Source organism: Micromonospora sp. SYSU B005, from assembly GCF_055362685.1.
Genome location: NZ_JAXCFU010000005.1, coordinates 64,443 through 89,746, shown reverse-complemented (window position 1 = coordinate 89,746; position 25,304 = coordinate 64,443). Strand labels below are relative to the sequence as shown.

The 25,304-nt window shown below is 73.7% G+C and carries 22 protein-coding genes; 16 read left to right on the top strand and 6 right to left on the bottom strand.

Features of this window, described 5'->3' with window-relative positions:
- The first annotated feature begins 415 nt into the window (after positions 1-415).
- Genes ssd through SM452_RS14015 form a run of 7 tightly spaced genes read left to right on the top strand, consistent with a single transcriptional unit; the run spans position 416 to position 5,494 of the window.
- On the top strand, positions 416-1,519 hold the full coding sequence (gene ssd, locus SM452_RS14045) for a septum site-determining protein Ssd (RefSeq protein ID WP_463840065.1): 1,104 nt from the start codon (positions 416-418) through the stop codon (positions 1,517-1,519).
- Complete coding sequence (locus SM452_RS14040; RefSeq protein ID WP_355511983.1) at positions 1,516-2,727, top strand: TadA family conjugal transfer-associated ATPase; 1,212 nt, start codon at positions 1,516-1,518, stop codon at positions 2,725-2,727. Before ssd ends, SM452_RS14040 begins: the two co-directional genes overlap by 4 nt.
- Positions 2,724-3,626: a hypothetical protein gene (locus tag SM452_RS14035; protein ID WP_463840064.1), complete on the top strand. Its 903-nt coding sequence runs from the start codon at positions 2,724-2,726 to the stop codon at positions 3,624-3,626. Before SM452_RS14040 ends, SM452_RS14035 begins: the two co-directional genes overlap by 4 nt.
- A complete protein-coding gene (locus SM452_RS14030; RefSeq protein WP_262015343.1) occupies positions 3,626-4,354 on the top strand; it encodes a type II secretion system F family protein in 729 nt (242 codons plus the stop codon). Before SM452_RS14035 ends, SM452_RS14030 begins: the two co-directional genes overlap by 1 nt.
- A gap of 23 nt (positions 4,355-4,377) precedes the next feature.
- Entirely contained in the window at positions 4,378-4,545 is a 168-nt protein-coding gene (locus SM452_RS14025; protein ID WP_013283643.1) for a DUF4244 domain-containing protein, read from the top strand.
- Positions 4,546-4,595: 50 nt separating this feature from the next.
- Positions 4,596-5,018, top strand: coding sequence for a TadE family type IV pilus minor pilin (locus SM452_RS14020; RefSeq protein ID WP_135242919.1), 423 nt, complete (start codon positions 4,596-4,598; stop codon positions 5,016-5,018).
- 44 nt (positions 5,019-5,062) lie between these two features.
- Positions 5,063-5,494, top strand: a complete 432-nt coding sequence (locus SM452_RS14015) for an Rv3654c family TadE-like protein (RefSeq protein WP_410054951.1) — start codon at positions 5,063-5,065, stop codon at positions 5,492-5,494.
- 72 nt (positions 5,495-5,566) lie between these two features.
- On the opposite strand, the gene SM452_RS14010 is transcribed toward SM452_RS14015, so the two are convergent.
- The 3 genes from SM452_RS14010 to SM452_RS14000 all read right to left on the bottom strand — a co-directional run bounded on the left by SM452_RS14010 (position 5,567) and on the right by SM452_RS14000 (position 9,149).
- On the bottom strand, positions 5,567-6,145 hold the full coding sequence (locus SM452_RS14010) for an LURP-one-related family protein (RefSeq protein WP_463840063.1): 579 nt from the start codon (positions 6,143-6,145) through the stop codon (positions 5,567-5,569).
- 115 nt (positions 6,146-6,260) lie between these two features.
- Positions 6,261-6,467: a hypothetical protein gene (locus tag SM452_RS14005; protein WP_013283647.1), complete on the bottom strand. Its 207-nt coding sequence runs from the start codon at positions 6,465-6,467 to the stop codon at positions 6,261-6,263.
- Between the two features lie 255 nt (positions 6,468-6,722).
- Positions 6,723-9,149, bottom strand: a complete 2,427-nt coding sequence (locus SM452_RS14000) for a DEAD/DEAH box helicase (RefSeq protein WP_463840062.1) — start codon at positions 9,147-9,149, stop codon at positions 6,723-6,725.
- 135 nt (positions 9,150-9,284) lie between these two features.
- Here SM452_RS14000 and SM452_RS13995 point away from each other — a divergent pair, with 135 nt between their 5' ends.
- From SM452_RS13995 to topA, 6 genes are all read left to right on the top strand, one after another.
- Complete coding sequence (locus SM452_RS13995; RefSeq protein WP_013283649.1) at positions 9,285-9,635, top strand: STAS domain-containing protein; 351 nt, start codon at positions 9,285-9,287, stop codon at positions 9,633-9,635.
- Complete coding sequence (locus tag SM452_RS13990; protein WP_262015346.1) at positions 9,635-10,072, top strand: ATP-binding protein; 438 nt, start codon at positions 9,635-9,637, stop codon at positions 10,070-10,072. The genes SM452_RS13995 and SM452_RS13990 overlap by 1 nt, the downstream gene beginning before the upstream one ends.
- Before the next feature lie 321 nt (positions 10,073-10,393).
- Positions 10,394-12,742 (top strand): sodium-translocating pyrophosphatase, encoded by a 2,349-nt coding sequence (locus SM452_RS13985; protein ID WP_366618409.1) that lies wholly within the window; start codon positions 10,394-10,396, stop codon positions 12,740-12,742.
- Between the two features lie 101 nt (positions 12,743-12,843).
- A complete protein-coding gene (locus SM452_RS13980; protein ID WP_463840061.1) occupies positions 12,844-13,386 on the top strand; it encodes a hypothetical protein in 543 nt (180 codons plus the stop codon).
- On the top strand, positions 13,377-13,985 hold the full coding sequence (locus tag SM452_RS13975; protein WP_463840060.1) for a hypothetical protein: 609 nt from the start codon (positions 13,377-13,379) through the stop codon (positions 13,983-13,985). The genes SM452_RS13980 and SM452_RS13975 overlap by 10 nt, the downstream gene beginning before the upstream one ends.
- Positions 13,986-14,254: 269 nt before the next feature.
- Positions 14,255-17,077, top strand: a complete 2,823-nt coding sequence (gene topA, locus SM452_RS13970) for a type I DNA topoisomerase (RefSeq protein WP_463840059.1) — start codon at positions 14,255-14,257, stop codon at positions 17,075-17,077.
- A 46-nt stretch (positions 17,078-17,123) separates the two neighbouring features.
- On the opposite strand, the gene SM452_RS13965 is transcribed toward topA, so the two are convergent.
- The gene (locus SM452_RS13965) at positions 17,124-18,044 is read right to left on the bottom strand and encodes an endonuclease domain-containing protein (RefSeq protein ID WP_262015405.1); all 921 of its coding nucleotides are present in this window, start codon (positions 18,042-18,044) and stop codon (positions 17,124-17,126) included.
- A gap of 112 nt (positions 18,045-18,156) precedes the next feature.
- Complete coding sequence (locus tag SM452_RS13960; RefSeq protein WP_355511975.1) at positions 18,157-19,473, bottom strand: D-arabinono-1,4-lactone oxidase; 1,317 nt, start codon at positions 19,471-19,473, stop codon at positions 18,157-18,159.
- Positions 19,474-19,692: 219 nt separating this feature from the next.
- On the opposite strand from SM452_RS13960, the gene SM452_RS13955 reads away from it, so the two are divergent.
- Positions 19,693-20,268, top strand: a complete 576-nt coding sequence (locus SM452_RS13955) for a TetR/AcrR family transcriptional regulator (protein ID WP_030274442.1) — start codon at positions 19,693-19,695, stop codon at positions 20,266-20,268.
- Between the two features lie 77 nt (positions 20,269-20,345).
- Here SM452_RS13955 and SM452_RS13950 read toward each other — a convergent pair whose 3' ends face one another.
- A complete protein-coding gene (locus SM452_RS13950; RefSeq protein WP_463840058.1) occupies positions 20,346-21,554 on the bottom strand; it encodes an amino acid deaminase/aldolase in 1,209 nt (402 codons plus the stop codon).
- 217 nt (positions 21,555-21,771) lie between these two features.
- On the opposite strand from SM452_RS13950, the gene tmk reads away from it, so the two are divergent.
- Together tmk and SM452_RS13940 are read left to right on the top strand one after the other, a co-directional pair.
- The gene (gene tmk / locus SM452_RS13945; protein WP_463840057.1) at positions 21,772-23,928 is read left to right on the top strand and encodes a dTMP kinase; all 2,157 of its coding nucleotides are present in this window, start codon (positions 21,772-21,774) and stop codon (positions 23,926-23,928) included.
- The gene (locus tag SM452_RS13940) at positions 23,925-25,193 is read left to right on the top strand and encodes a DNA polymerase III subunit delta' (protein WP_463840056.1); all 1,269 of its coding nucleotides are present in this window, start codon (positions 23,925-23,927) and stop codon (positions 25,191-25,193) included. Before tmk ends, SM452_RS13940 begins: the two co-directional genes overlap by 4 nt.
- The last annotated feature ends 111 nt before the right edge of the window (positions 25,194-25,304 follow it).

Below are 25,304 nucleotides of genomic sequence, written 5' to 3'. Positions count from 1 at the left end.
GAAGATGCTGACGATGCTCGCCAGCACCACGACCACGAGTCCGATGGCGATGGCGGCGAGCAGTGTCGGCGACGGATCGCGGAGCCAGATCTCGCTTCCGGCTGTGTGGGCGGACCGTGAGTGGGGTCGTACCGAGGGGGGCGTGAGGGGGTGCGGTGAATCGGTCATGGCCTCGATTCCGCAAGCCGGTGCCGTTCATCGAGCGGCGAGGGGCCCCGATTATCCGTTACTGATCGTCCCCGTCGTCAATGGCCGACGGGCCACTCGTTGTTCCCGTCTCCGGCGCATAGCAGATCAACCGGGCCACCGAGGTCTGTCCACAACGCCCTCCGTTGTCCACAGGGCACCTGTCTCACCTCCCCCGGCCGGGCAGGCTGCACCGCGGCACGTCCGAGTTCGACTGATGGAGGCCGCCATGCCGCCCCGTACCCCGCTCCCGCCGTACCGTCGCCTGCCCCTGCTCGTCACCTCCGACGGCGACCTTCTCGACGAGCTGTTGCGACTCGCGGCGGCCGGCGGCACCGAGGTCGAGCTGGCGGCCGATCCGGCCGCCGCCCGGGCCCGCTGGGCCCCGGCGCCGCTGGTGCTCATCGGCGCCGACCAGGCGGCGGCCTGCCTGCGGGCGCGCCTTCCCCGCCGCGCCCGCACGGTCCTGGTCGGTCGCTCCGGAGAGCTCGACCCGGGTACGGAGTTGGCCGAACTCATCGGCGCCGAGCACGTGGCGACGTTGCCGGCGGCCGAGCCCTGGCTGGTCGACCGGTTCGCCGAGTGCGTGGCCGGTCCGGCGGGCCCGGGTCAGGGCCGGGTGGTGGCCGTCCTCGGCGGCCGGGGCGGCGCCGGAGCCAGCGTGCTGGCAGGTGGGCTCGCCGTCAGCGCGGCCCGGTCCCGGCTCCGCACGCTGCTCGTCGACGCCGACCCCCTCGGCGGTGGTCTCGACCTGGTGCTCGGCTGGGAGCAGCTCGACGGGTTGCGCTGGCCCGAGCTGGCCGGCACGGACGGGCGGGTCGACCCGCCGTCGCTGATCCGTGCGCTGCCCAGCCGGGGCGACCTGGTGGTGCTCTCCTGGGATCGGGGCGACCTGCGGCACCTGCCGGCCGAGGCGATGGCCGCCACCGTCGACGCCGGCCGGCGCGGGCGGGACCTGGTCGTGCTCGACCTGCCCCGGCACCTCGACGACGCGTCGGTGGTCGCGCTCCAGGCCGCCGACCGCGCGTTGCTCGTCGTACCGGCCGAGCTGCGGGCGGCGGCCGCCGCGGCCCGGGTCGCCGCCGTCGCCGCGCCGCACTGCGTCGACCTGTCTGTCATCGTGCGAGGTCCGGCGCCCGGTCGGCTGCGCGCGGCCGAGGTGTCCCGGGCGCTGGGGCTGCCGCTCGCCGGCACGCTGCGACCCGAGCCCGGGCTGTGCCGTGGGCTGGAGCGGGGCGAGGCGCCGGGCGCGAGTGGGAAGGGGCCGCTCGCCGCGCTGTGCCAGCGGCTCGTGGACGAGCTGGTCGGGTCGTCCGCCGCGGGTGCGGCGTGACCACGCCCGCCGACCCGGGGGAACTGGCCGCGCGGGTCCGGCACCGGTTCGCCGCCGAGGCCACCTCGGTCACGCCCGCGGCGATCGTCTCCGCGGTTCGCGCCGAACCGGCGACTGCGGTCCTTGGTGACACCACGCTGCTGCGGATCGCCGACCGGGTGCACGACGACCTGGTCGGCGCCGGTCCACTGGCACCGCTGCTCGCCGACCCGCAGGTCACCGACGTACTGGTGAACGGGGTGCGGGTCTGGGTCGACAGGGGTCGGGGACTACAGCAGGTCGCCGTGCCGCTGGGCACGCTCGACGACGTACGCCGGTTGGCGCAGCGCCTCACTTCGGCGGCCGGTCGCCGGCTCGACGACGCCTCGCCGTACGCCGACGCGCGCCTGCCCGACGGCACCCGGCTGCACGCGGTGCTGCCTCCGGTGGCGACCGACGGCCCCTACCTGTCGCTTCGTACCTTCCGGCAGCGGCCGTTCACCCTCGACGAACTCGTCGAGCGGGGCACAGTGCCCCGGCCGGTCGCCCCACTGCTCGCCGCACTCGTGGCGGCCCGCCTCGCGTACCTGGTCAGCGGCGGCACCGGATCCGGCAAGACGACGCTGCTCAACACGCTGCTCGGACTCGTGCCCGGCACCGAGCGGATCGTGCTGGTGGAGGACGCCGCCGAGCTGCGCCCGGTGCACCCGCACGTGATCGGCCTGCAGGCGCGGACGGCGAACGTCGAGGGTGCCGGTGCCGTCGGGCTCGGTGACCTGGTCCGGCAGGCGCTGCGGATGCGGCCCGACCGGCTGGTGGTGGGCGAGTGCCGGGGCGCCGAGGTGGTCGACCTGCTGGCCGCGTTGAACACCGGCCACGACGGCGGGGCGGGGACGCTGCACGCGAACGCCCCGGCCGACGTTCCGGCCCGGCTGGAGGCGCTGGGGATGCTCGGCGGCCTGCCCCGGCTCGCGCTGCACGCCCAGGTCGCCGCCGCGTTGCAGGTCGTCCTGCAGCTCCGCCGCACCGGCGAGGGACGCGTCCTGGACTCCATCGGCCTGCTGCTGCCCGACGGGCCCGACCGGGTGGTGAGAGTGGTGCCGGCCTGGGTGCGAGGCAGAGGTCTCGGTCCGGCGGCCCGGGCGCTCGCCGACCTGGTGCGCGAGCGGGGAACGCCGGTGCCCCCGATCCTCCAGGCGGCGTGGCCCACCCCGGCGGAACCGTCGTGACCGGCCACCTCTGGCCTGCGGTCCTGCTCCTGGCCGCCGCGGCGGTAGCCGTCGCCTGGCCGGTACGGGCCGGTCGCGCCCGGCGGCTGGCGGTCCTGGGCGAGGCGGGTACCCCGGCCGAGCGGGCGAAGGGCGCGCGTGCAGCGTCCCCGGAAGCCCCGCGGCGGCCGCTCGACTCCGGGCCGAATGCGTCCGCCCGTCCGCCCGGCCGAGGCCGGGAGCGGCGTCGCCCCGGGCACCAGATACGGCGGTGGACCGAGCTCGTGCCGCTTCCGGTGACACCCGCTGCGGCATCGTCTCCTGCTCCGGCGCTCTCCGCCGGACGCGTGCTGCCGGTGGCGGCGCTGGGTGGCGCCGTGACCGGGGCGCTGCTCGGTGGCCCGGTGGCAGCCGTGGTGCTCGCCGCCTATGGCGTGCTCGGGGCCCGGGCGGTGCTGCGCCGGCGTACCCACCGGACGGCCGCCCTCGCGCACCGCCGCGATCTCGACCGGCTCGCCGCCGTCGCCGCCGACCTGCGGGCCGGGCTACCCGCCGACGGCGGTGTCGACGACGGCCCGGGACGCGTCGCGCGGCTGGCCCGAGCCGCCGGAAGGCTGGCTGACCGGACCGGCGCGCCGCTGGCCGATCTGCTGGAACGGATCGAGGCCGACGCCCGCGCCGCCGACCGGGGACTTGCCGCTGCCGCCGCCCAGGCCGCGGGGGCGCGGGCGACCGCCTGGCTGCTCGCCGCGTTGCCGCTCGGCGGGATCGGACTCGGCTACGGCATCGGGGTGGACCCGGTGGCGGTGCTCCTGCACACGCCGGTGGGTGCGGGTAGCGCGGTGGCGGCAGTCGTGTTGCAGGTCGGCGGTTTGCTCTGGGCCGAGCGCCTCGGTGTCACGCCCGGGCGGGCCGCCTGATGTCGCGCCAGGTGCTGGCCGCCGTCTGCCTCGGCGGCGCCGCGTCGCTCCTGGTCGTCGCCGGTCCGGTCGTCCGCCCGGTACGGCGGCTGCGCCGGCTCGCCCCGGCGCCGCCGCCGACTCGCCCGGCGTGGTGGCCGGATCGGGTACGCCTCGGCGCAGCGCTGGCCGGGGTCGCCGTGGCCGTGGTGGTTGGCGGGGTGACGGGCGTGGTCCTCGGGCTGCTGGCCGGTGTCGTCGCCGACCGTCTGCTGCGCCGGATCGAGCCGCGCGCCGCCCGGGAACGGCGACTGCGGGAGACCGCCGACCTGCCGCTGGCCGCTGACCTGCTGGCCGCCGCGCTGCGGGCGGGCGCACCGGTCGACCGCTCGGTGCTGGCCGTCGCCGAGGCGCTCGGCGGGCCACTCGCGGATCGGCTCGGCCGGGTCGGCCGCACGCTCCGGCTCGGCGGCGGCCCCGGCGAGGCGTGGGCGCACCTGGACGGCGTCGCCGGTGCCGAACCCGTGGTGGCGGCGGCCGTCCGCTCGTCGAACAGCGGCGCCGCCCTGGCCCGCGCGCTGACCCGGCTGGCCGACGACCTGCGTGCCGAACGGTCGACGGCGGCCGAGGCGGCGGCCCGTCGCGCGGGTGTGCTCATCGTGCTGCCGCTCGGGCTGTGCTTCCTGCCCGCCTTCATTCTCGCCGGTCTGGTGCCGGTGATCGTCGCCGTTCTCGGCGACGTGCTGTGAACCATCGAGAAAGGACGTACGACATGCGCAAGCTCCTCACCCGCCTACGAGGTGACGCGGGTATGAACACCGCCGAGTACGCGGTGGGCACCCTCGCGGCGGTCGCCTTCGCCGGGATCCTGCTGAAGGTGCTGACCTCCGGCAACGTGCAGTCCGCGCTGACCGCCGTCATCGACCGGGCCCTGAAGTGACCGGGCGCCGGCGGGCCGGCCGTGGTGGCCGGTCGCTCCAACCGCCCGACGTGTCGACCGAGCCCGCCCGGGACACCGTCGGCCGCCGGGCCGGGGCGCCGTGGCGCGGGTGGCGCTCGCGGGTCGCGTGCGAACGGGGCTCGTTCACCGCCGAGTTGGCGGCCGGCCTGCCGGCGCTCATGCTGCTCCTCGTCGCCGGGCTGACCGCGGTGAACGCGGTGGGTACCCGGGTCGCGTGCGTCGACGCGGCCCGGGAGGCGGCTCTCGCCGCGGCCCGGGGCGAGTCCGGCGCGGTCGCCGGAACCCGGTACGCCCCGGACGGCGCCGAAGTGGCCGTGACGGTGGCCGGTGATCGGGTCACGGCGACGGTCCGGGCACCGGTCCGGACGTTCGGTACGCGGCTGCCCCGGCTGGTCGTGTCGGCGGAGGCGGTGGCCGCCGTGGAACCCGGCGCGCCGGGCCCGGTGCCGTGAGAGCCGGCAGCTCTACGGCCGACCTGTCCTCACGTCGGTTGATCATGGAAGGGCTGCCGGTCACGAGCAGGCTCGGGGCGAGCGGGCCCGTGGGGAGAGGGGAGTGCAGGGAGCCTGTCGTGCGGACGTCCTCGGCCGACCGAGGCGGCGCGACCGTGTGCCTGCTCGCGATCGGACTGGTGTTCGTGCTGGTCGGGGTGTTCGGCGCCGCGGTCGGGGCGGCCCGGTGCGCGCGGCATCAGGCCCGCAACGCGGCGGACTTCGGTGCGCTGGCCGGTGCCGGTCGGGTACTCGACGGCGTGGACGCCGCCTGCGCTCGCGCGGCCGACCTGGTCTCGGCCAACGGCGGCCGGATGACCGGGTGCCGGGTCGACGGACTGGACCTGATCGTCACGGCGCGGGTACGCGTCGCGCCGCTGCCGGGACTGACCCGGGACGCCACCGCGACGTCCCGGGCCGGCCCGGCCCGGTCCTGACACGCGAAAACCGCGCCTGAGCCGAGAGCCGGGCCAGGCCGAGAGCCAGGCCAGGCCGAGAGCCGGGCCAGGTCAGCGGGACTGGAGGGCGTCCAGTCCGACCGCCATGGCGATCACCAGCCGGCGGTCGATCTGCGGGTGCTGGATCTCCACCGAGTACCGGTCCCGCAGGCCCCACTTGCGGTCGACCGAGAACACCGGCTGGCCGCCGGCCATGAAGTCGAAGTGGTACGGCAGCCAGGAGAGCGAGTCGACGAACCGGCGCAGCAGCGCCACCGGCAGGCTGCGCTCCTGCCCGGTGGCAGGCGGCAGGCCGGGCTGCTCGACGTGCCACGTCGAGCGCAGCAGCGACTGGCCGAAGTCCTTGCGGAACAGCCCGATGGGGTTGCCCGCGTGATCGGTCACGTCGTAGGTGGCACCGAGGTCGAGCCGCTGACGGGCCTTGAAGCCGAGGAGGGGGTACTGCTTGGAGTCATCGGTGTAGATGGTCACCTGCTCCTTGAAGGCGAGCCGCTTCTGCTGCGCGAACGCGAGCAGCCCGCCTTCGGAGCCGTCGGGCGCGACCGAGTGCACCTCGTACTGGTTGACCATCATCCGCAGCCGCTGACGGATGATGAACCGGTGCTGGGCCTGCAGGTTGTCGGGCGACATGGGATCTCCTTCGAGGGGTCGCCGGAGTCTTGCACAGCAGACCGACCACCGCTCACCCGATCGCACCCACACACCACGCCGCCGGCACACCGGGCGAGGCGCAAGGTCAGCGAGGTCAACGACCGCCGTCGACCGTGGCCTTCATCGCCCAGCTGTTCAGCACCTGATGGATGCCGCGCAGGCGCTCGTTGATCTGCTCCAGCCGTTCCGCCTGGGCGAGCGTGGCCATCGCGGTGCCCAGCGCTATCTGCTGGTCGGGCGTGAGGTTCTCCTGGTCGATGGTATAGAGCAGCTCGACGGTCTCGGCGATCGTGTCGGCCACGGCGGCACCTCCGGCGGGACGGCTCTCGGGTCACCTGTGCGCTACCGGAAATGATGCATGGAAGCGCTCCCATACATCAATGCCCCGACGGCCCTACCCTCATGCACCCGTCCCACAAACCAGACACCCCGGCCTCTGGAAGGCCGTCCGAGCCAGCTTGATCGACACCAGCTCGGGGAAGTGGCTGGGTCCAACACCCGCCGATACCGCAACCTCCCCGAACTGGCGGACGGGCAGGCCACCCACCCGGCCTGGTCACGCGGGTGGGCCACCGGCTGGCTGGGCCGGGCGGGCCACCCGGTCGCCCTGCCGGGGCAACACCTCGCCTCGCCCCGGGTCGACGCCCGCCTCCGGGCCGGTGACAGCGGCGAGGTTGGTCAGCACCACGTCGAGGACCTGCACCGCCTCCGCCTTGGCCAGCGGGTTGTTGCCGTTGCCGCACTTCGGGGACTGGACGCACGACGGGCACCCGGTCTCGCACCCGCACTCGGCGATCGCATCCCGGGTGGCGCGCAGCCAGGCGGCGGCGGTGCCGTACGCCCGCTCGGCGAAACCCGCGCCGCCGGGGTGACCGTCGTAGACGAAGACGGTGGGCGCCTCGGTGTCCGGGTGCAGGGCGGTGGACAGCCCACCGATGTCCCACCTGTCGCACGTCGCCGTCAGCGGCAGCAGACCGATGGCGGCGTGCTCGGCGGCGTGCAGCGCGCCCGGCACGTCCGCCGCCTCGACACCGGCGGCGGTCAGCGACTCGGGGGAGAGCGTGAACCACACCGCGACGGTGCGCAACTCCCGGGCGGGCAGGTCGAGCGGCCGGGTGTCGATCACCTCGCCGGTGGCGATGCGCCGCCGCTGGTAAGACACCACCTGGCTGGTCACGTCCACCTCGCCGAGGAACAGGCCGACCGGCCCGGCGTCCACGTACGAGCGGACCGACACCACCGACAGCGAGGTCACGTCGCGGGCGTGGGTGGACCAGTCCGGCTCCTCGGCGTGCACCAGCGCGCACCCGTCGGCCAGGTCGAGCGAGTCGACCACGTACGAGACGCCCTGGTGCAGGTAGACCGCGCCGGTGTGCAGCAGGAAGTGCGCCGACCCGCCGTCGACGGTGCCGAGCAGGCGGCCGGTGGACACCTCCACCACGCACACCGGGGCGCCGCCCTCGCCGCGCAGGTCGACCTCGGGGCGTTCCCGGTGCCGCCAGTACCAGCCGGTGGGCCGCTGCCGCAGCGCCCCCGCCTCGACCAGCGAGTCCACCGCCTCCTTCGCACCCTCGCCGAACAGGTCCAGGTCGGCCGGGGTGAGCGGGGACTCGTGGGCGGCGCAGGCGAGTTGCGGCGCGAGCACGTACGGGTTGGCCGGGTCGAGCACCGTCGCCTCGACCGGCCGCCCGAACAGTGCCTCCGGGTGGTGCACCAGGTAGGTGTCGAGCGGGTCGTCCCGCGCCACCAGCACGGCGAGTGCCTCGTCGCCGGAGCGCCCGGCCCGCCCGGCCTGCTGCCACAGTGACGCGCGGGTGCCGGGCCAGCCGCAGATCAGCACCGCGTCCAGCCCGACCAGGTCGACGCCGAGTTCGAGGGCGTTCGTGGAGGCGAGGCCGAGCAGGTCGCCGTGCAGCAGCGCCCGTTCCAGCTCGCGGCGCTCCTCGCGCAGGTAGCCGGCCCGGTAGGCGGCCACCCGGTCGCCCAGCCCGGGCACCGCCTCGTCGAGCGACCGCCGGGCGTTCGCTGCGACCACCTCGGCGCCCCGGCGGGACCGTACGAACGCGAGCGTGCGTACCCCCTCGACCACGCTGTCGGCGAGCAGGTCGGCGGTCTCCCGCAGCGCCGAGCGCCGGACCTGGACGAGGTCGGCGTCGACTGACGAATCGGTGGGCGGCAGCAGCGGCGGCTCCCAGAGCGCGAACGTCACCCCGCCGCGCGGCGACGTGTCCTCGGTGACGGCGGTGACTGGCAGGCCGGTGAGCCGCCCGGCCGCCGCCGCCGGGTCACCCGACGTGGCCGAGGCCAGGAGAAACACGGGGGTACGCCCGAAGCGGGCGCACTGCCGCCGCAACCGCCGCAGTACGTGCGCGACGTGTGAGCCGAAGACGCCCCGGTAGGTGTGGCACTCGTCGACCACCACGTACGCGAGCCGTCGCAGGAACCCGGACCAGTGGGCGTGCCCGGGAAGGATGCCGTGGTGCAGCATGTCCGGGTTGGTCAGCACGAACCGGGAGTGCCGGCGGATCCACTCCCGCTCGGCGCGCGGAGTGTCCCCGTCGTAGGTGGCGGGGCGTACCCCGTCGAGTTCGAGACCGGCGACGGCTCGGAGCTGGTCGGCGGCGAGCGCCTTGGTCGGCGCCAGGTAGAGGACCGTGGCGCGCGGGTCGGCGAGCAGCGTGCTCAGTGCGGGGAGCTGGTACGCCAGGGACTTGCCGGACGCCGTGCCGGTGGCGACCACCACGTGCCGGCCCGCGTACGCCAGCTCGGCGGCCTCGGCCTGGTGCCGCCACGGGGCGGTGACGCCGCGGCGCGCGAACGCCGCCCGCAGTTCCTCCGGCGCCCAGCCGGGCCACCCGACCGGCTCGCCGGCGCGGGCCGGGACGCGTTCGACGTGGGTGACCGGGTCGGTGGGGTGACGCAGCCGCAACCGGCGCAGCAGCTCGCCCGGCGCACGCCGCGGGCCGGGGCTGTGGTCGGTCACGTCCTGCACTCTCGCACTGGTGTTCGGAATTGGGAACCGCAGGGTGGGGGTATGGGGGAGGGCGTGGCCGGTGACCCGAGAGGGCCGCACGGGGGGATGGTTAGATGCCCAGGAGAGTTTACCGAGGAGGGACCGATGGAGCTGTCGCTGGCGACCCGCGCCGTGGGGGAGCACACGGTGCTCGAGGTCGGTGGTGAGGTGGATGTCTACACCGCCCCCCGCCTGCGGGAACGGCTCCTGGAGTTGATCGACGGCGGGGCCCGCCACGTGGTGGTCGACCTCGGCCGGGTGGACTTCCTCGACTCGACCGGGCTGGGTGTGCTCGTCGGCGCGCTCAAGCGGCTGCGCTCGGCCGGTGGCTCGTTCGCGCTGGTCTGCGACAAGGAGCCGCTGCTCAAGATCTTCCGGATCACCGCCCTGGACCAGGTCTTCCCTCTGCATCCGACGGTCGACGCGGCCATCGCCGCCGACTCCACCGGCGCGTGATGGCGACCGTCAAGCTGTCCTTCTCTCCGGCCCCGGTGCACGTGCGCACCGCCCGCCTGGTCGGCGTCGCGGTGGCCCGGCGGGCCGGCGTACGCGAGGACCTGCTGGACGAGGTGCGCCTGGCCATCGGTGAGGCGTGCACCCGGGCGGTGGCGCTGCACCGGCAGTACGGCCTGGCCGACCCGGTGTACGTGGAGATGTCCGACGGCGGCGGCTACACGGTCCGGGTGGTGGACCGGGCTCCGATCGAGGCGGGTCTCGGCCTGGCCGCGCTCGGCCCGGACGAGCTGGCCAAGGAGTCGCTCAGCGAGGACGCGCTCACCACCGGCGTGGGCTTCGCGCTGCTCGCCGGTTTCGTGGAGGACCTCCAGGTCCGCCCGGTCGAGGACGGCGTCGGCACCGAGGTGCGGATGTCCTGGCCGGCCGGCCGCGCCTGACCCGATTCGCACACGCAGGCCGCGTTCCCCGAGAGGGGAGCGCGGCCTCGTCGTATTGGCCGTGCCATATATCAGATTTCTTCGCATAACACAGTTACGAAGATCATCGAGACACGGTGCCCCCTCGGTGTGACCTCCGCCACGCCGGAGGGCTACAGTACGCGGGTTGTCAGCAAGTGATCCCATCCCGTAGCCAGCGGGAACGGGAGTTCATCGCTGGTCCGCCGGGGTGGGTTGGCGCGCGCTTGCGAGTCCGCATCCAGGCGTCGGCCCGTGCGTCTCCACAGGTCGGCGCGAGTTGTTCGGTACAGGAGGACATAGATGTCCGGGACCTTGGCCGCCGACGGCGGCGCACTGTCCCTTACCGGAGCCAACGTGACGTACGTCGTCATCGCCGCGGTCATCGCGCTGGTGGCGCTCGTCTTCGCGGCCGCCCTCACCAGGGCGGTCCTGGCGGCCGGTAAGGGAACCACAAACATGCAGGAGATCTCCGGCGCGGTGCAGGAGGGCGCGTCGGCGTACCTGCTGCGGCAGTTCCGCACCCTGGCGATCTTCGTGGTGATCGCCGTCGTGCTGCTGTTCCTGCTGCCGGTGCACGACACCGACGGCAACGAAACGCTGGTGAAGCTCGGCCGCTCGGCGTTCTTCGTGGTGGGTGCGCTGTTCAGCGCGTTCATCGGCGGCGCCGGCATGTGGCTGGCCACCCGCGCGAACCTGCGGGTGGCGGCGGCCGCGCGGGAGCGGGAAGGCGGGCGCGAGGGCGCCATGAAGATCGCCTTCCGCACCGGCGGCGTGGTCGGCTTCCTCACCGTCGGCCTCGGCCTGTTCGGTGCGGCGCTGGTCGTGCTGATCTTCCGGGGTGACGCCCCGACCGTGCTGGAGGGCTTCGGCTTCGGCGCCGCGCTGCTCGCCATGTTCATGCGGGTCGGCGGCGGCATCTTCACCAAGGCCGCCGACGTCGGCGCCGACCTGGTCGGCAAGGTCGAGCAGGGCATCCCCGAGGACGACCCGCGCAACGCCGCCACCATCGCCGACAACGTGGGCGACAACGTCGGCGACTGCGCCGGCATGGCCGCCGACCTGTTCGAGTCGTACGCGGTCACGCTCGTCGCGGCGCTGATCCTCGGCCGGGCCGCGTTCGGCGAGACCGGCCTGGTCTTCCCGCTGATCATCTCCACCATCGGCGTGCTCGTCGCGATCGTCGGCGTGTTCATCACCCGGCTGCGCACCAGCGACCGCAACGGCCTGACCGCCATCAACCGGGCCTTCTACCTGTCCGCGCTGCTCGCCGCGGTGCTCGTCGCGATCGCCGCGTTCGCGTACCTGCCGGCCACGTTCGCCGAGCTGGAGGGCGGGCTGACCGACGTCGACCGCAACCCGCGGCTGGTGGCCATCGGCGCGGTGGTGATCGGTATCGTGCTGGCCGCCGCGATCCAGGCGCTGACCGGCTATTTCACCGAGACCAACCGGCGCCCGGTGCAGGACATCGGCAAGAGCTCGCAGACCGGCGCGGCCACCGTCATCCTCGCCGGCATCAGCGTCGGCCTGGAGTCGGCCGTCTACTCGGCGCTGCTGATCGGCGCCGGCGTCTTCGGCGCGTTCCTGCTCGGCGGCAGCTCGATCACGCTGTCGCTGTTCGCCGTCGCGCTGGCCGGTACCGGCCTGCTCACCACCGTCGGCGTCATCGTCGCGATGGACACGTTCGGCCCGATCTCCGACAACGCGCAGGGCGTGGCCGAGATGTCCGGCGACATCGACGAGCACGGCGCGCGGACGCTCACCGAGCTGGACGCCGTCGGCAACACCACCAAGGCGATCACCAAGGGCATCGCGATCGCCACCGCGGTGCTGGCCGCGACCGCGCTGTTCGGCTCCTACACCGACACGCTGCGCTCCGCCTACGAGGACGCGGGAGTGAACGACGTGGGCAGCGAGATCCTCAACTCGCTGAACGTGTCGAACCCGCGCAACCTGGTCGGCCTGATCATCGGCGCCGCAGTGGTCTTCCTCTTCTCCGGCCTGGCCATCAACGCGGTCTCCCGCTCGGCCGGCGCCGTGGTGATGGAGGTACGCCGGCAGTTCCGCGAGATGCCGGGCATCATGGACCGCACCCAGCGGCCCGAGTACGGCAAGGTCGTGGACATCTGCACCCGGGACGCGCAGCGCGAGCTGATGACCCCCGGCCTGCTGGCCATCCTGGCCCCGATCGCTGTCGGCTTCGGCCTCGGCCCGGGCGCGCTGGCGGCGTACCTGGCCGGCGCGATCGGCGCGGGCACGCTGATGGCGGTGTTCCTGGCCAACTCCGGTGGTGCCTGGGACAACGCCAAGAAGCTGGTGGAGGACGGCGCGTACGGCGGCAAGGGCTCCGACGCGCACGCCGCCACCGTCATCGGCGACACCGTCGGCGACCCGTTCAAGGACACCGCCGGTCCGGCGATCAACCCGCTGCTCAAGGTGATGAACCTGGTCTCGCTGCTGATCGCCCCGGCCGTGGTGGCCTGGAGCGTGGGCGACGACAAGAACCCGGCGCTGCGCATCACGATCGCCGTGGTCGCCGCGCTGATCATCGCGGCGGCGGTGGTGTTCAGCAAGCGCAAGGGCGTGGCGATGACCGACGAGGACAGCGACGCCGGCACTCCGGACCAGCGTCCGGAGACGGTGAACGCCTGATCGCACGCGACGGTTCCCGGCCGGCCCCGGCCGGCCGGGAACCCGGTGCCCGGCAAACCTGACCGGTGGCGGTTCCGCCCGGAGGTCGTACGCTGCTTCGCATGCGTACGCGCCGGGCGGCAACCGCCGGAAAGCTCACGGTGGTCCTGGCCACGCTGGTCCTCGTGATCACCGGGTGCGGTGGTGGTCCCAGCCCTCGGGTCTGGGCCGCGTCGGTGTGCCAGGCGCTCACCCCGTGGCGCGCGGAGATCTCCAAGCTGACCAGCAGCACGCAGCAGCAGATGACCGCGCAGACCACCCCGGCGCAGGCCAAGGAGAACCTGGTCCGGCTCTTCGCCGGCGCCGAGCAGGCCAGCGAGACGGCCCGGCGCAAGGTCGAGGAGGCGGGCGTGCCCGAGGCCGAACGCGGCGCCGAGGTGTCCGCCGGGTTCCTCGGGTCGCTGAGCAAGATGCGCGACGCGTACGGCCGGGCCCGGGGCGCCATCGACCGGCTCGACACCGCCCAGGCCGGGCCGTTCTACGACGGCGTGCGCGCCGCCGTGGACACGCTCAACAAGGAGTACGACGCGAGCGCGCTGGACACCAGCAAGCTCAACTCGACCGAGCTGAAAGAGGCCTTCGACGAGGTCCCGGAGTGTCGCTGACCCCTCCCACCCCGAACCCCGCCCGCCAGCCCTCACTGTTCTCCACCGAGGCGGCCGATCCGGCCCTGGCGGATCTCGCCGGCCTGCTCGCCGGGCCGGGTGAGGTGGGGCGGATGGGCGGCACGGCCCGGATCTCCGTGGTGGTCGACGCCGCCTGGCGGGTGCACGTGCTGGTGGCCGAACTGGGTGCCCGGGGCGTGCCGGCGAGCTGGGAGCCGACCGAGGACGGGCGGCACCGGGTGCGCACCGCGTACACGAGCATGCTGGCGCCGCTCGCGCGGGCCTGGCTGCGCGGCGGTGCGAAGCGGCCACCGGCCCGCTTCCACCTGGACGGACGGCGGCTGCGGCTCTGGGTGGCCGCCGCCGGCACGGCCGAGCCGGCCGGGTTCCGGCTGCGGCTCGGACCGGCCGACGAGCCGTCCTGGCCGGTGGTCCGCGCCGCGCTGGCGGCGGTCGGCCTGCCGGCCGCGTTCGTGGAGCCGGACGAGGGCGGACCCGCGTTCCGGATCGGCGGGCGGCGCATGTCGCGGCTCGCCGAACTGGTGGGGGAACGGCCGGCCACGGCGCCGGCGGCGGAGTGGCCGGGCTCGCCCGGCTGACCGCCGGGTGTCCGAAGCCGGACACCCGGAGACGGCTCCGCCGGGTGTACGCGATCGTCACAGTGACCCGCCTGTCGCCCTACCCACGGTGTACCGTGACGCCGTCCGGCAGGGTGCGGCCGGCGGTCGCCGGGAGGGCGGCCCGTTTGCCGCCCACGAAACCCGGAACGCGGACGGCGCGTTACGTTGGACATCCGGACCGCCTCTGGTCCGGGTGGCGCAACAGGGCCCGAAGCGGGCATGGCGTAGGAGTGAGGTCGGGGAGAGACGTGCCGAGCAACGCTGGAACCACCCGTCTGGTCATCGTCGAGTCACCGGCGAAGGCCAAGACGATCTCGGGCTACCTCGGCCCGGGGTACGTCGTGGAGGCCAGCTTCGGCCACGTCCGGGACCTGCCCCGCAACGCCGCCGACGTCCCGGCGAAGTACAAGGGTGAGCCGTGGGCGCGCCTCGGCGTCGACGTCGACAACGGCTTCCACGCCCTCTACGTGGTGTCGCCCGACCGTAAGCAGCAGATCAGCAAGCTGGTGAAGCTGGCCAAGGAGGTCGACGAGATCTTCCTGGCGACGGATGAGGACCGCGAGGGCGAGGCCATCGCCTGGCACCTGGTGGAGACGCTCAAGCCCAAGGTGCCGGTCAAGCGGATGGTCTTCCACGAGATCACCAAGCCGGCCATCCAGGCCGCCGTGGCGAACCCCCGGGAGATCGACCGCGACCTGGTCGACGCCCAGGAGGCGCGGCGCATCCTCGACCGCCTCTACGGCTACGAGGTCTCGCCGGTGCTGTGGAAGAAGGTCATGCCGAAGCTGTCGGCGGGCCGGGTGCAGTCCGTGGCGACGCGGATCGTGGTCGAGCGGGAGCGCCAGCGGATGGCGTTCCGCACCGCCGAGTACTGGGACATCCTGGCCACGCTCGCCGTGGCGAAGCCGGGCGAGGGCCCGCGCACGTTCAACGCCACGCTCGTCGCGCTCAACGGTGACCGGATCGCCACCGGCAAGGACTTCGAGCCGACCACTGGTCGTGTTCGCGCCGGTGCGGGTGTCGTCCACCTCGACGAGGGCGGGGCCCGGGGGCTCGCCGCCCGCCTGGCCGACCAGCCGTTCACCGTCACCCGGGTCGAGGAGAAGCCCTACCGCCGCCGCCCGTACGCGCCGTTCATCACCTCCACGCTCCAGCAGGAGGCGGCCCGCAAGATGCGGTTCTCGTCGCAGCAGACGATGCGCACCGCGCAGCGCCTGTACGAGAACGGCTACATCACCTACATGCGTACCGACTCGGTGAACCTGTCCGAGACGGCCATCGCGGCGGCCCGCCGGCAGATCGTCGAGCTGTACGGCGAGCGCAGCGTGCCGCCGGAGCCGCGCCGCTACACCGGCAAGGTGAAGAACGCGCAGGAGGCGCACGAGGCGATCCGCCCCGCGGGCGACAACTTCCGCACCCCGGGCGAGGTGGCCAAGGAGCTGTCCGCCGAGGAGTTCAAGCTCTACGAGCTGATCTGGCGGCGCACCATCGCCTCGCAGATGACCGACGCGGTCGGCTCCAGCGTGTCGGTGCGCATCCGCGCCGTCTCCTCCGCCCAGGAGGAGGCCGACTTCGGCGCGACCGGCAAGACCATCACCGACCCGGGCTTCCTGCGCGCGTACGTCGAGTCCAGCGACGACGAGAACGCCGAGGCCGAGGACGCCGAGCGGCGGCTGCCCACGCTGGTCAAGGACCAGCCGCTGACCGCCGACGAGCTGGCCGCGCAGGGCCACCACACCCAGCCGCCCTCCCGCTACACCGAGGCGTCGCTGGTCAAGGCCCTGGAGGAGCTGGGCATCGGCCGGCCCTCCACGTACGCGTCGATCATGCAGACGATCCAGGACCGCGGGTACGTGGTGAAGCGCGGTCAGGCCATGATCCCGTCGTTCCTGGCGTTCGCGGTGATCGGGCTGATGGAGCGGCACTACCCGCGCCTGATCGACTACGACTTCACCGCCAGCATGGAGAACGAGCTGGACGAGATCGCCGGTGGTGACCACGCCGCCGTCGACTTCCTCACCTCCTTCTACTTCGGCAGCACCAACGGCACCGGCGACCAGGCCATCGCGCACGCCGGTGGCCTGAAGAAGCTGGTCACCGAGAACCTCAGCGAGATCGACGCGCGCAGCGTCAACTCCATCCCGCTGTTCACCGACGACGAGGGCCGCGAGGTCGTCGTCCGGGTCGGCCGGTACGGGCCGTACCTCCAGCGGGCGCTGCCCGGCTCGGCCTCGGGCTCGGCCTCGGCCTCGGGTGAGGGTGAGGGCGAGGGCGAGGAGGGCGGCTCGCAGGGTGACCGGGCGCCGATCCCGGAGGGCCTGGCACCGGACGAGCTGACCCCGGAGAAGGTGCACGAGCTGTTCCTCGGCGGCGGCGGTGAGCGCAAGCTCGGCGACGACCCGTCGACCGGCGAGCCGATCGTGCTCAAGTCCGGCCGGTTCGGCCCGTACGTGGCGAGCGGCGAGCGCAAGTCCTCGCTGCTGCGCTCGCAGACCCCGGACAGCCTCACCCTTGAGCAGGCGTTGCAGCTGCTGCGCCTGCCCCGGCTGATCGGCGTGGCCCCGGACGGCGCCGAGGTGGTCGCCAACAACGGCCGCTACGGCCCGTACGTCAAGCGCGGTGACGAGTTCCGCTCGCTGGACTCGGAAGACAAGATGTTCACCGTCACGCTGGACGAGGCGCTGGCGTTGCTCGCCGCCCCGAAGACGCGTCAGCGCCGGGCGGCCGCGCCGCCGCTGCGGGAGATGGGCAACGACCCGCTCACCGAGAAGCCGCTGGTGATCAAGGACGGGCGCTTCGGACCGTACGTGACGGACGGCGAGTTCAACGCGTCGCTGCGGCGCGGGCAGACGCCGGAGGAACTGACGCTGGAGCAGGCGTCGGAGATGCTGGCCGAGAAGCGCGCGAAGGGCCCGGCGCCGAAGAAGAAGGCCGCTCCGGCGAAGAAGACCACCGCGGCCAAGAAGACGGCGGCCAAGAAGACCACGGCCGCGAAGAAGACCACGGCGGCCAAGAAGACGACGGCCAAGAAGGCCGCCCCCAAGAAGGCGACCTCAACCCCGAACGAGTGATCTTGGTACGGAGGCGCCCTTCCAGGGGCGGGTCCGTACCAAGATCTCAGCCCGGCCAGCCCGCGGATCGCAGGGCGGCACGCAACTGGGTCACGACTCGGGTGGGGTCGTTGCGGACGGCCCAGGCGGGGAAGCGGAGCACCCGGTCACCGGTGGCCCACACGTCGTTCTGCCGCTGCATGTCCGCCCAGGCGGTCCTCGGGTCGAGGTGCTGCCCGCCGTCGATCTCGACGTGCACACGCCACCGCTCGAACCAGACATCCAGGTAGCGCCGCCGCCCGGTGGCGTCCCGCCGCACGACCTGGAGGGACGGTTCGGGCAGCCCGGCCCGCCGGACGAGATCGAGGAAGTCGAGTTCGGCGAGGGAGTGGGCGCCGCCCGCCGCGTCGGTGGCAGTCGTCATGATCAGGCGGCGGCGACGAGCCCGGGGAAGCCGTTCCAACACCCGGTGCAGGTCGTCGCCCCACACCAGGCGTTGCTGGAAGCCCGCCGCGACGACGGCACGTGCCTCCTCGTCGGTCGCCGCCCACTGCGCCGCGTCGACGAGCGAGCGGGCCGGCATGGTCCGGCGGGGCCGGCCGACCGCGAGCACGTCCTCCGACGGCAGCACTGTGGTGCGGTGGATCCGTACGCCAGGTGGCAGCGCCCGGGTCTGGTGCCGCGCAGGCAGCAGCAGATGCACCAGCCGGCTCTCGTAGCGCCTGAGTCCCCAGCACTGGGCCGCGGTGAGCCCGCCCAACGTCGCGGCCGGTCCAGCCGCCAGCACCGCGATCCAGCGTCGCTCATCCGGGCCGACGGGACCGTCGTGCGTGACGTAGACCCTGGGGTGCACCTGCCGCCAGCGCCCGCTGGCGATGCGGTGCCGGACCGCCTTCTCGGACAGGAACCGCCGAGCCTGCGCCGCACCCAGCACGCGCGCCTGATGGAAGAGCAACCAGCTCAGTTCGCCCGCGTCGTCCCCTGGCATCTCCACACCGGCAACCTCACCCGAACAGCGCCCGTCGTCGCTGTCCCTGTGGACAACCGCCGAGATCTTGGTACGGAAACGCCCCTCAAAGGGCGTCCTCGTACCAAGATCTTCAGGCGCCCAGGACCTGGGTCACGTAGGGGTTCTGGAAGAGGTTATGGGGGTCCAGGCGGGTGCGGACGGACTGGAAGTCGGCGAATCTCGGGTAGGCCGCCGCCAGTGAGTCGGCGGTACGCCAGTGCAGCTTGCCCCAGTGCGGGCGGCCGCCCAACTCCGCCGCCACCTGCTCGAACGCACGGAAATAAGGCTCGTACGGCATGCCCACGTACTGGTGCACGGCGATGTACGCCGAGTCCCGCCCGTACGAGTGGGACAGCCAGATGTCGTCGGCGGCGGTGAACCGCACCTCGACCGGGAACAGCACCTTGAACGGCAACCGGTCCACGATCCGGCGCAGCTCGGCCAGCGCGGTCGGCAGCGCCTCGCGCGGCAGGCCGTACTCCATCTCCACGAAGCGGACCCGGCGCGGCGTGCAGAACACCCGGTCGGAGCGGCCGGTGTAGGTGCGTTCGGTGAGCGCGCGGGCGGAGACGGCGCTGATCGTGGGTGCGAGGGCGGGTACGGCGCGGCCGAGGCGGCAGGCGCCGGCGAAGACGGTGTTGGAGAGGAACTCGTCGTCCAGCCAGCCGCGCCAGCCGGGCAGTGGCTGATCGTCGGCGGGTACCCGGTCGTTGGTCTTGACCTGCACCCGGTCGGTGTACGGGAACCAGTAGAACTCGGCGTGGTCGTGCGCGTCGTAGAGGCCGGGCAGGTCGTCGAGCACCTCGGCGAGCGGGGCCGGGCGTTCGTGCGCGCGCAGCACGAAGGCGTCCACGCAGCGCAGCGTGACCTCGACCAGCACGCCGACCGCGCCGAGCCCGACCCGGGCGGCGTCGAACACGTCGCGGTTCTCCTCGGCCGAGCAGCGCAGCACCTCGCCGGTGCCGGTGACGAGCGTCAGGCCGACCACGAAGGTGGACAGGCAGCCCAGTTTCGCGCCGGTGCCGTGGGTGCCGGTGGAGAGCGCACCGGCGATGGTCTGGGCGTCGATGTCGCCGAGGTTCGGCATCGCGAGGCCGTGCCCGGCGAGCAGTTCGTTGAGCGTGTGCAACGTCATCCCGGCCGGTACGGTGACCAGGCGGCGCGCCACATCGACTTCGACGTCCGTCTCCAGCGCGGCGAGGTCGATCCGGTGCCCGTCGGCGACGGCGGTGGCGGTGAAGGAGTGGCCGCTGCCGGTGGCCCGGATGGTCCGGCCCGCCGCGGCGGCCTGGCGCACCGCCTCGGCCACGTCGGAGACGCTATGCGGGCGCACGGTGAGGAGCGCGGTGCTGTGCTGGTTGCCGGCCCAGTTGGACCAGGTGGCGGTGGTACCGGTCATCGCGGCCACTCCTCGACATGAATATGAACTGAATTCATATCAGGAACGTTGTGCCTGGTAAATACCGCAATCGAGCCCGGCTCGTTGTACCGGTAGTCACAGACTCGTGACGTGCAGATATGTTCATCCGTCGAAGGGGGGTGGCGCCGAGTGTCCACACCAGCCGCCACGACCGGGCCGCTGCGTCGGGTACCGGTGCAGGGTCGAAGTGTCGCGCGGGTCCAGCGGATGCTGGACGCCTGCGCCGAGCTCGTCGACGAGGTGGGGTACGAAGGGCTGACCACTACCCTGCTCGCCGAGCGTGCCGAGGTGGCGATCGGGTCGGTCTACCAGTTCTTCCCGGACAAACGGGCGATCGTGCAGGCGCTGACGCTGCGCACCATGGAGTCCTACCTCCAGCGGCTCGACGAGCGGTTCTCCTCGGACGACCTGACCCACTGGTGGGACGGCGTCGACGCGGCGATCGACGAGTACATCTCGATGCACCGCACCGTCCCCGGCTTCCGTACCCTGCACTTCGGCGACGTGGTCGACCTGCACCTGCTGGACGACCAGCGGGACAACAACGGGGTCATCGCGGAGCAGCTCGCCCGCGTACTCACCGAGCGTTTCGGCCTGGCCGGTGTACCCGACCTGCGGTTCCACCTGGAGGTCGCGGTGGAGGCCGCCGATGCCCTGATCAAGCTGGCCTTCCGCCGCCGCACCGACGGCGACGAGCGGGTGCTGGTCGAGGCGAAGGCGCTCATCCGGGAGTACCTGCACCGGCAGGTGAACGCCCCCACGGAGGCCGTCCACCAGGGCTGAGCGGTACGCCGAGCGGCGGGTTCCCGGGTGCGCCGGGGCCCGCCGTCGTCACGTGGTGGGCGGAGCCGCGGGGCGGCTCAGAGGAAGGCGTGCCCCTCGCCCCGGTAGGTCGGCACGGTGGCGACCACCGCGTCCCCCTCGATCAGGTGCACCTCGTTGACGTGCTCGCACAGCTCGCCCGCCTTGGCGTGGCGGAACCACACCCGGTCGCCGACGCGCAGGTCGTCGGCGGCCTTCCCGGCCAGCGGGGTCTGCACCTCGCCGGCGCCCTCCGCGCCGAGCAGCTTCAGCCCGTGCGGCAGCCAGGGCCGCGGCAGCCGGCTGCTCGCCGCCTGGCCGGAGGCGATCCAGCCGCCGCCGAGCACCGTCGCCAGCCCGGGTGCCGGGCGACGGACCACCGAGCAGGCGAAGAACGCCGCCGGGGTCGGCCGCCAGGCACGGTACGCGTCGAACAGCGTCGGCCCGTACAGGCCGGAGCCCGCGGTGACCTCGGTGACCGCGGGGTCCGCGCTGGTGGCGGCCACGCTGCCGGTGCCGCCGCCGTTGACGAATTCCAGGTCGGCGTGCTCGCGTACCGCACCGACCGCAGCCGAGCGGCGCGCGAGCAGTTCCCGGTACGACCCGCGCTGCGCGACCCGGATCGCCGAGCCGAGCATCGCCTGTCCGGGCGGCGCGTCGCCGAGGCCGGCGATCTGTGCCTCGTACGACATCAAGCCGACCAGCCGGAAGCCCGGCCGGCCGGCGACGGCCGAGGCGAGCGCACCGGCCGCCGTGGCGCTGTGCACCGGGGAGCGGCGCACGCCGACGTGCACCCGGCCGCCCAGCGGGCGCCAGGAGGCGTCCAGGTCGATGCAGATCCGCAGCGCGGGGCGGCGCGCGGGCGGGCACACCGCGTCGATCAGGTCGAGCTGCCCGGTGTCGTCGACCATCAGCGTCACCGCGTCGGCGAGCGCCGGGTCGGCGGCCAGCTCGGCGAGGCCGCCCCGGTGGGCCGTCGGGTACGCCACGAGCACGTCGTCGCTGACCCCGGAGCGGACCAGCCACAGCGCCTCGGGCAGCGTGAAGGCCATCACGCCGTGCCAGCCGGGCCGCTTGAGTGCCCGGGTCAGCAGCTCGCGGACGCGTACCGACTTGCTCGCCACGCGCAGCGGCTTGCCGCCGGAGCGGCCGGCGAGCGCCTCGGCGTTGGTGTCGAACGCGGTGAGGTCGACCACGGCGTACGGCGGGTCGAGGTGAGCGGTCGCCCGGTCGAGACGCTCGCGAAGTTTGTCACGGTCGATGGCCACGTCTGCACGCTAACTGTCTGGACGGCAATGCGAAATACCCTCGCGTCTGTCCGGGCTGCGGGCGGTGGTCCCGGCGGCCTAGGCTCGGCGAGCAGGTGAATGTCGCGGGGGACGACCCTTCCTGCGCGACTAGAGTGTTCCACCGGGGATGCCCAGACCTGGGCCGGCACGTGGAGGTACGGCCATCGAAAGCCAGAACAACGGCGAGTCGCCCGGCGTGTCGTCGTCCGGGACAGCGGCCGACCACTCCGGCGTCGCCGCCATCCGCTCGGTGCTGCGCATCCGGCCGTTCCGCAGGCTGTGGATCGTCCTCAGCGCCGCCTCCTTCGGCGACTGGCTCGGCCTGCTCGCCACCGCGCTGTTCGCCGCCTCCCAGGTCTCCGGCAGCACCGCCCAGGGCGCCGCGTTCGGTGGCGTGACCGCGATCCGGCTGCTCCCGGCGCTGGTGCTCGGCCCGGTGGCCGGCGTGTTCGCCGACCGGTTCGACCGCCGGTGGACGATGGTCATCTGCGACCTGCTGCGCTTCGTGCTGTTCGCCTCGATCCCGCTGTACGCGCTCACCGGCGCCGCGGGCGGGCTGGTGGTCGGCTGGGCGCTGATCGCCACGTTCCTGATCGAGTCGATCACCCTGCTGTGGATCCCGGCCAAGGAGGCGGCGGTCCCCAACCTCATCCCGCGTACCCGGCTGGAGGCGGCCAACCAGCTCACGCTGATCACCACGTACGGCCTGACGCCGGTGGCCGCGGCCGTCGCGCTGGCCGTGCTGACCCGCGGCCTGCCCGGCGCGTTCGGCGGCGACCTGCCGAACTGGGCCGAGCCGGCCCAGCTCGCGCTCTGGTTCAACGCCCTCTCCCGCCTGGCCACCGCGCTCGTGGTGGCGATCGGGATCAAGGAGATCAGCCAAGCCCAGCGCGCCGAGGCGGAGCGCACCGAGCAGAGCATGTTCCGGCAGTTCTCCGAGGGATGGAAATACATCGGCCAGACCCCGCTGGTGCGTGGCCTGGTGCTGGGCATCTTCGGCGCGTTCGCCGGCGGCGGCATCGTGGTCGGCACGGGCAAGTTCTTCGCGAACTCGCTCGGCGCCGGCGATGCCGCGTTCTCGCTGCTCTTCGGCGCGATCTTCGTCGGCCTGGCGCTCGGCATCGGCCTCGGGCCGATGATCGTGCGGGACATGTCCCGCCGCCGCTGGTTCGGCATGAGCATCGTGCTCGCCAGCGCCTCCGTGCTGGTGCTCGCGTTCGCCATCCACCTGTCGATGGCCATCCTCGGCGCGATCCTGGTCGGCGCGGGCGCCGGCATGGCCTTCCTGGCCGGCACCACGCTGCTCGGCGGCGAGGTGGCCGACGAGGTGCGCGGCCGGGTCTTCGCGGTGGTGCAGATCGGCACCCGGCTGGTGCTGATCCTGGCCATCGCGCTCAGCAGCCTCCTGGTCGGCGTCGGCGGCTCCCGCCAGCTCACCATCGCCGACCTGGGCATCTCCATCTCCTCCACCCGTCTGCTGCTGCTCGCCGCCGGCGCGGCCGGCATCATCGCCGGAATCAGCGCGTTCGGCCAGATGGACGACAAGAAGGGCGTACCGGTCCTCGCCGACCTGTGGGGCTCGATCCGGGGCCGCCCGCTGATGCCGGCCGAACCGTTCGTCTCCAGCGGCCTGTTCGTGGTCTTCGAGGGCGGCGAGGGCGCCGGCAAGTCCACCCAGCTCGCCCAGCTCGCCGAGCGGCTGCGCGCGCAGGGCCGCGACGTGGTGGTCACCCGCGAGCCGGGGGCCACGCCGGTCGGCGAGCGGATCCGCTCCCTGGTGCTCGGCACCGCCCCCGGCGAGGCGCCGTCGCCGCGCGCCGAGGCGCTGCTCTACGCCGCCGACCGGGCGCACCACGTGGCCACCGTCGTCCGCCCGGCGCTCGTACGCGGCGCTGTGGTGATCAGCGACCGGTACGTCGACTCGTCGCTCGCCTACCAGGGCGCCGGCCGGACGCTTCCGGTGGACGAGGTCTCCTGGCTCTCCTCCTGGGCCACCGGCGGCCTCAAGCCCGACCTGGTGGTGCTGCTCGACGTCGAGCCGCGTACCGGCCTGAGCCGGGTCGAGGACCGCGCCGAGGGCACCGACCGGCTGGAGGCCGAGTCGCTGACGTTCCACGAGCGGGTCCGGTACGCCTTCCTCGACCTCGCCGCCGGCGACCCGAAGCGCTACCTGGTGCTCGACGCGTCCCGCCCGATCGACGAGACCGCCGACGCGGTCGCCCGCCGGGTGGGCGAGCTGCTCGCCGATCCGGCCGGCATCGTGCACCCCCGTCCGGCGCAGGGCCCGGACACCTCGGTCCAGCCCGAGTTATCCGACGCGGAGCTGGTGACGATGGAGCAACCCCGACGATGACCGACGTCTTCGGCGATCTGGTCGGGCAGGACGAGGCGGTGGCCATGCTGCGGCGGGCCGCCGCCTCGGCCGCCGCCCTGCTGCGCGCGCCGGTGACGTCCCCCGCGGGCGGGTACGACGACCTCGACGCGCTCGCCGAGGAGCACGACGGCGACCCGGGTCCGGCGCCGGCCGATCCGGGCGCCGGCATGACCCACGCCTGGATCTTCACCGGGCCGCCCGGCTCGGGCCGATCGGTGGCTGCCCGCGCGTTCGCCGCCGCCCTGGAGTGCGTGCGCGGCACCGGGTGCGGCACCTGCCCCGGCTGCCACACCACGCTCACCGGCACCCACGCGGACGTCCGCCTCGTGGTGCCGGAGGGCCTGTCCATCGGCGTCAACGAGATGCGCGCGCTGGTGCTGCGGGCGGCCAGCGCGCCGTCCGGCGGCCGGTGGCAGATCGTGATCATCGAGGACGCCGACCGGCTCACCGAGGCCGCCGGCAACGCGCTGCTCAAGGCGATCGAGGAGCCGCCGCCGCGTACCGTCTTCCTGCTCTGCGCCCCGTCCACCCACCCGGACGACATCTCCGTGACCATCCGGTCGCGCTGCCGCGTCGTACCCCTGCGGCAGCCGCCCCCCGCAGCGGTGGCCGAGGTGCTGGTCCGCCGCGACGGCATCGCGCCGGACGTGGCCGAGTGGGCCGCCGCGGCGGCGCAGGGGCACGTGGGCCGGGCCCGGCGGCTCGCCCGCGACCCGGAGGCCCGGCAGCGGCGTGACGCGGTGCTCGCCGTACCGCGTCGGCTGACCGGCGTGGGCGCGGCGTTCGACGCGGCCTCGGCGCTCATCGAGGCCGCCGAGGCGGAGGCCGCCGCGTCCGTCGCGGAGATCGACGAGGCGGAGCGTACGGCGTTGCAGACCGCGCTCGGCGCGGGCGGCACCGGCCGGGGCGCGGCCGGCGCCATGCGCGGCGCTGCCGGTCAGCTCAAGGATCTGGAGAAGCGGCAGAAGTCGCGTGCCACCCGCGCCCAGCGGGACGCGCTCGACCGGGCCCTGGTCGACCTGGCCGGGTTCTACCGGGACGCGATCGTCATGGCGCTGCGGGCGCCGGTCGCCCCGGTGCACACCGACACCGCGTCGCTCGCCTCGGCGGGCGCGCAGAAGTGGGACGCCGAGGGCTCGCTGCGCCGCCTGGAGGCGGTGCTGGAGTGCCGCGCGGCGATCGAGGCCAACGTCAAGCCGCGGATCGCGGTGGAGGCGATGATGCTGGCCCTCTGGCGCGGCTGAGCCGGCCCCTTCCGCACTGTCCACAGGGCATCGACACGCGCGATTGGCGTGCGGTACGGTCCGGTGATGCCGCGGTGACCGAGGCGGCACGCTCAGTGAAGGCCGGACCGG

What these genes read in the sequence shown, in the direction of transcription:
- ssd (WP_463840065.1), top strand. Translation starts at nt 416, where the DNA reads ATGCCGCCCCGTACCCCGCTCCCGCCGTACCGTCGCCTGCCCCTGCTC.
- SM452_RS14030 (WP_262015343.1), top strand. Translation starts at nt 3,626, where the DNA reads ATGTCGCGCCAGGTGCTGGCCGCCGTCTGCCTCGGCGGCGCCGCGTCG.
- SM452_RS14025 (WP_013283643.1), top strand. Translation starts at nt 4,378, where the DNA reads ATGCGCAAGCTCCTCACCCGCCTACGAGGTGACGCGGGTATGAACACC.
- SM452_RS14015 (WP_410054951.1), top strand. Translation starts at nt 5,063, where the DNA reads ATGGAAGGGCTGCCGGTCACGAGCAGGCTCGGGGCGAGCGGGCCCGTG.
- SM452_RS14010 (WP_463840063.1), bottom strand. Translation starts at nt 6,145, where the DNA reads ATGTCGCCCGACAACCTGCAGGCCCAGCACCGGTTCATCATCCGTCAG.
- SM452_RS13995 (WP_013283649.1), top strand. Translation starts at nt 9,285, where the DNA reads ATGGAGCTGTCGCTGGCGACCCGCGCCGTGGGGGAGCACACGGTGCTC.
- SM452_RS13990 (WP_262015346.1), top strand. Translation starts at nt 9,635, where the DNA reads ATGGCGACCGTCAAGCTGTCCTTCTCTCCGGCCCCGGTGCACGTGCGC.
- SM452_RS13985 (WP_366618409.1), top strand. Translation starts at nt 10,394, where the DNA reads ATGTCCGGGACCTTGGCCGCCGACGGCGGCGCACTGTCCCTTACCGGA.
- SM452_RS13980 (WP_463840061.1), top strand. Translation starts at nt 12,844, where the DNA reads ATGCGTACGCGCCGGGCGGCAACCGCCGGAAAGCTCACGGTGGTCCTG.
- SM452_RS13965 (WP_262015405.1), bottom strand. Translation starts at nt 18,044, where the DNA reads ATGCCAGGGGACGACGCGGGCGAACTGAGCTGGTTGCTCTTCCATCAG.
- SM452_RS13955 (WP_030274442.1), top strand. Translation starts at nt 19,693, where the DNA reads ATGCTGGACGCCTGCGCCGAGCTCGTCGACGAGGTGGGGTACGAAGGG.
- SM452_RS13940 (WP_463840056.1), top strand. Translation starts at nt 23,925, where the DNA reads ATGACCGACGTCTTCGGCGATCTGGTCGGGCAGGACGAGGCGGTGGCC.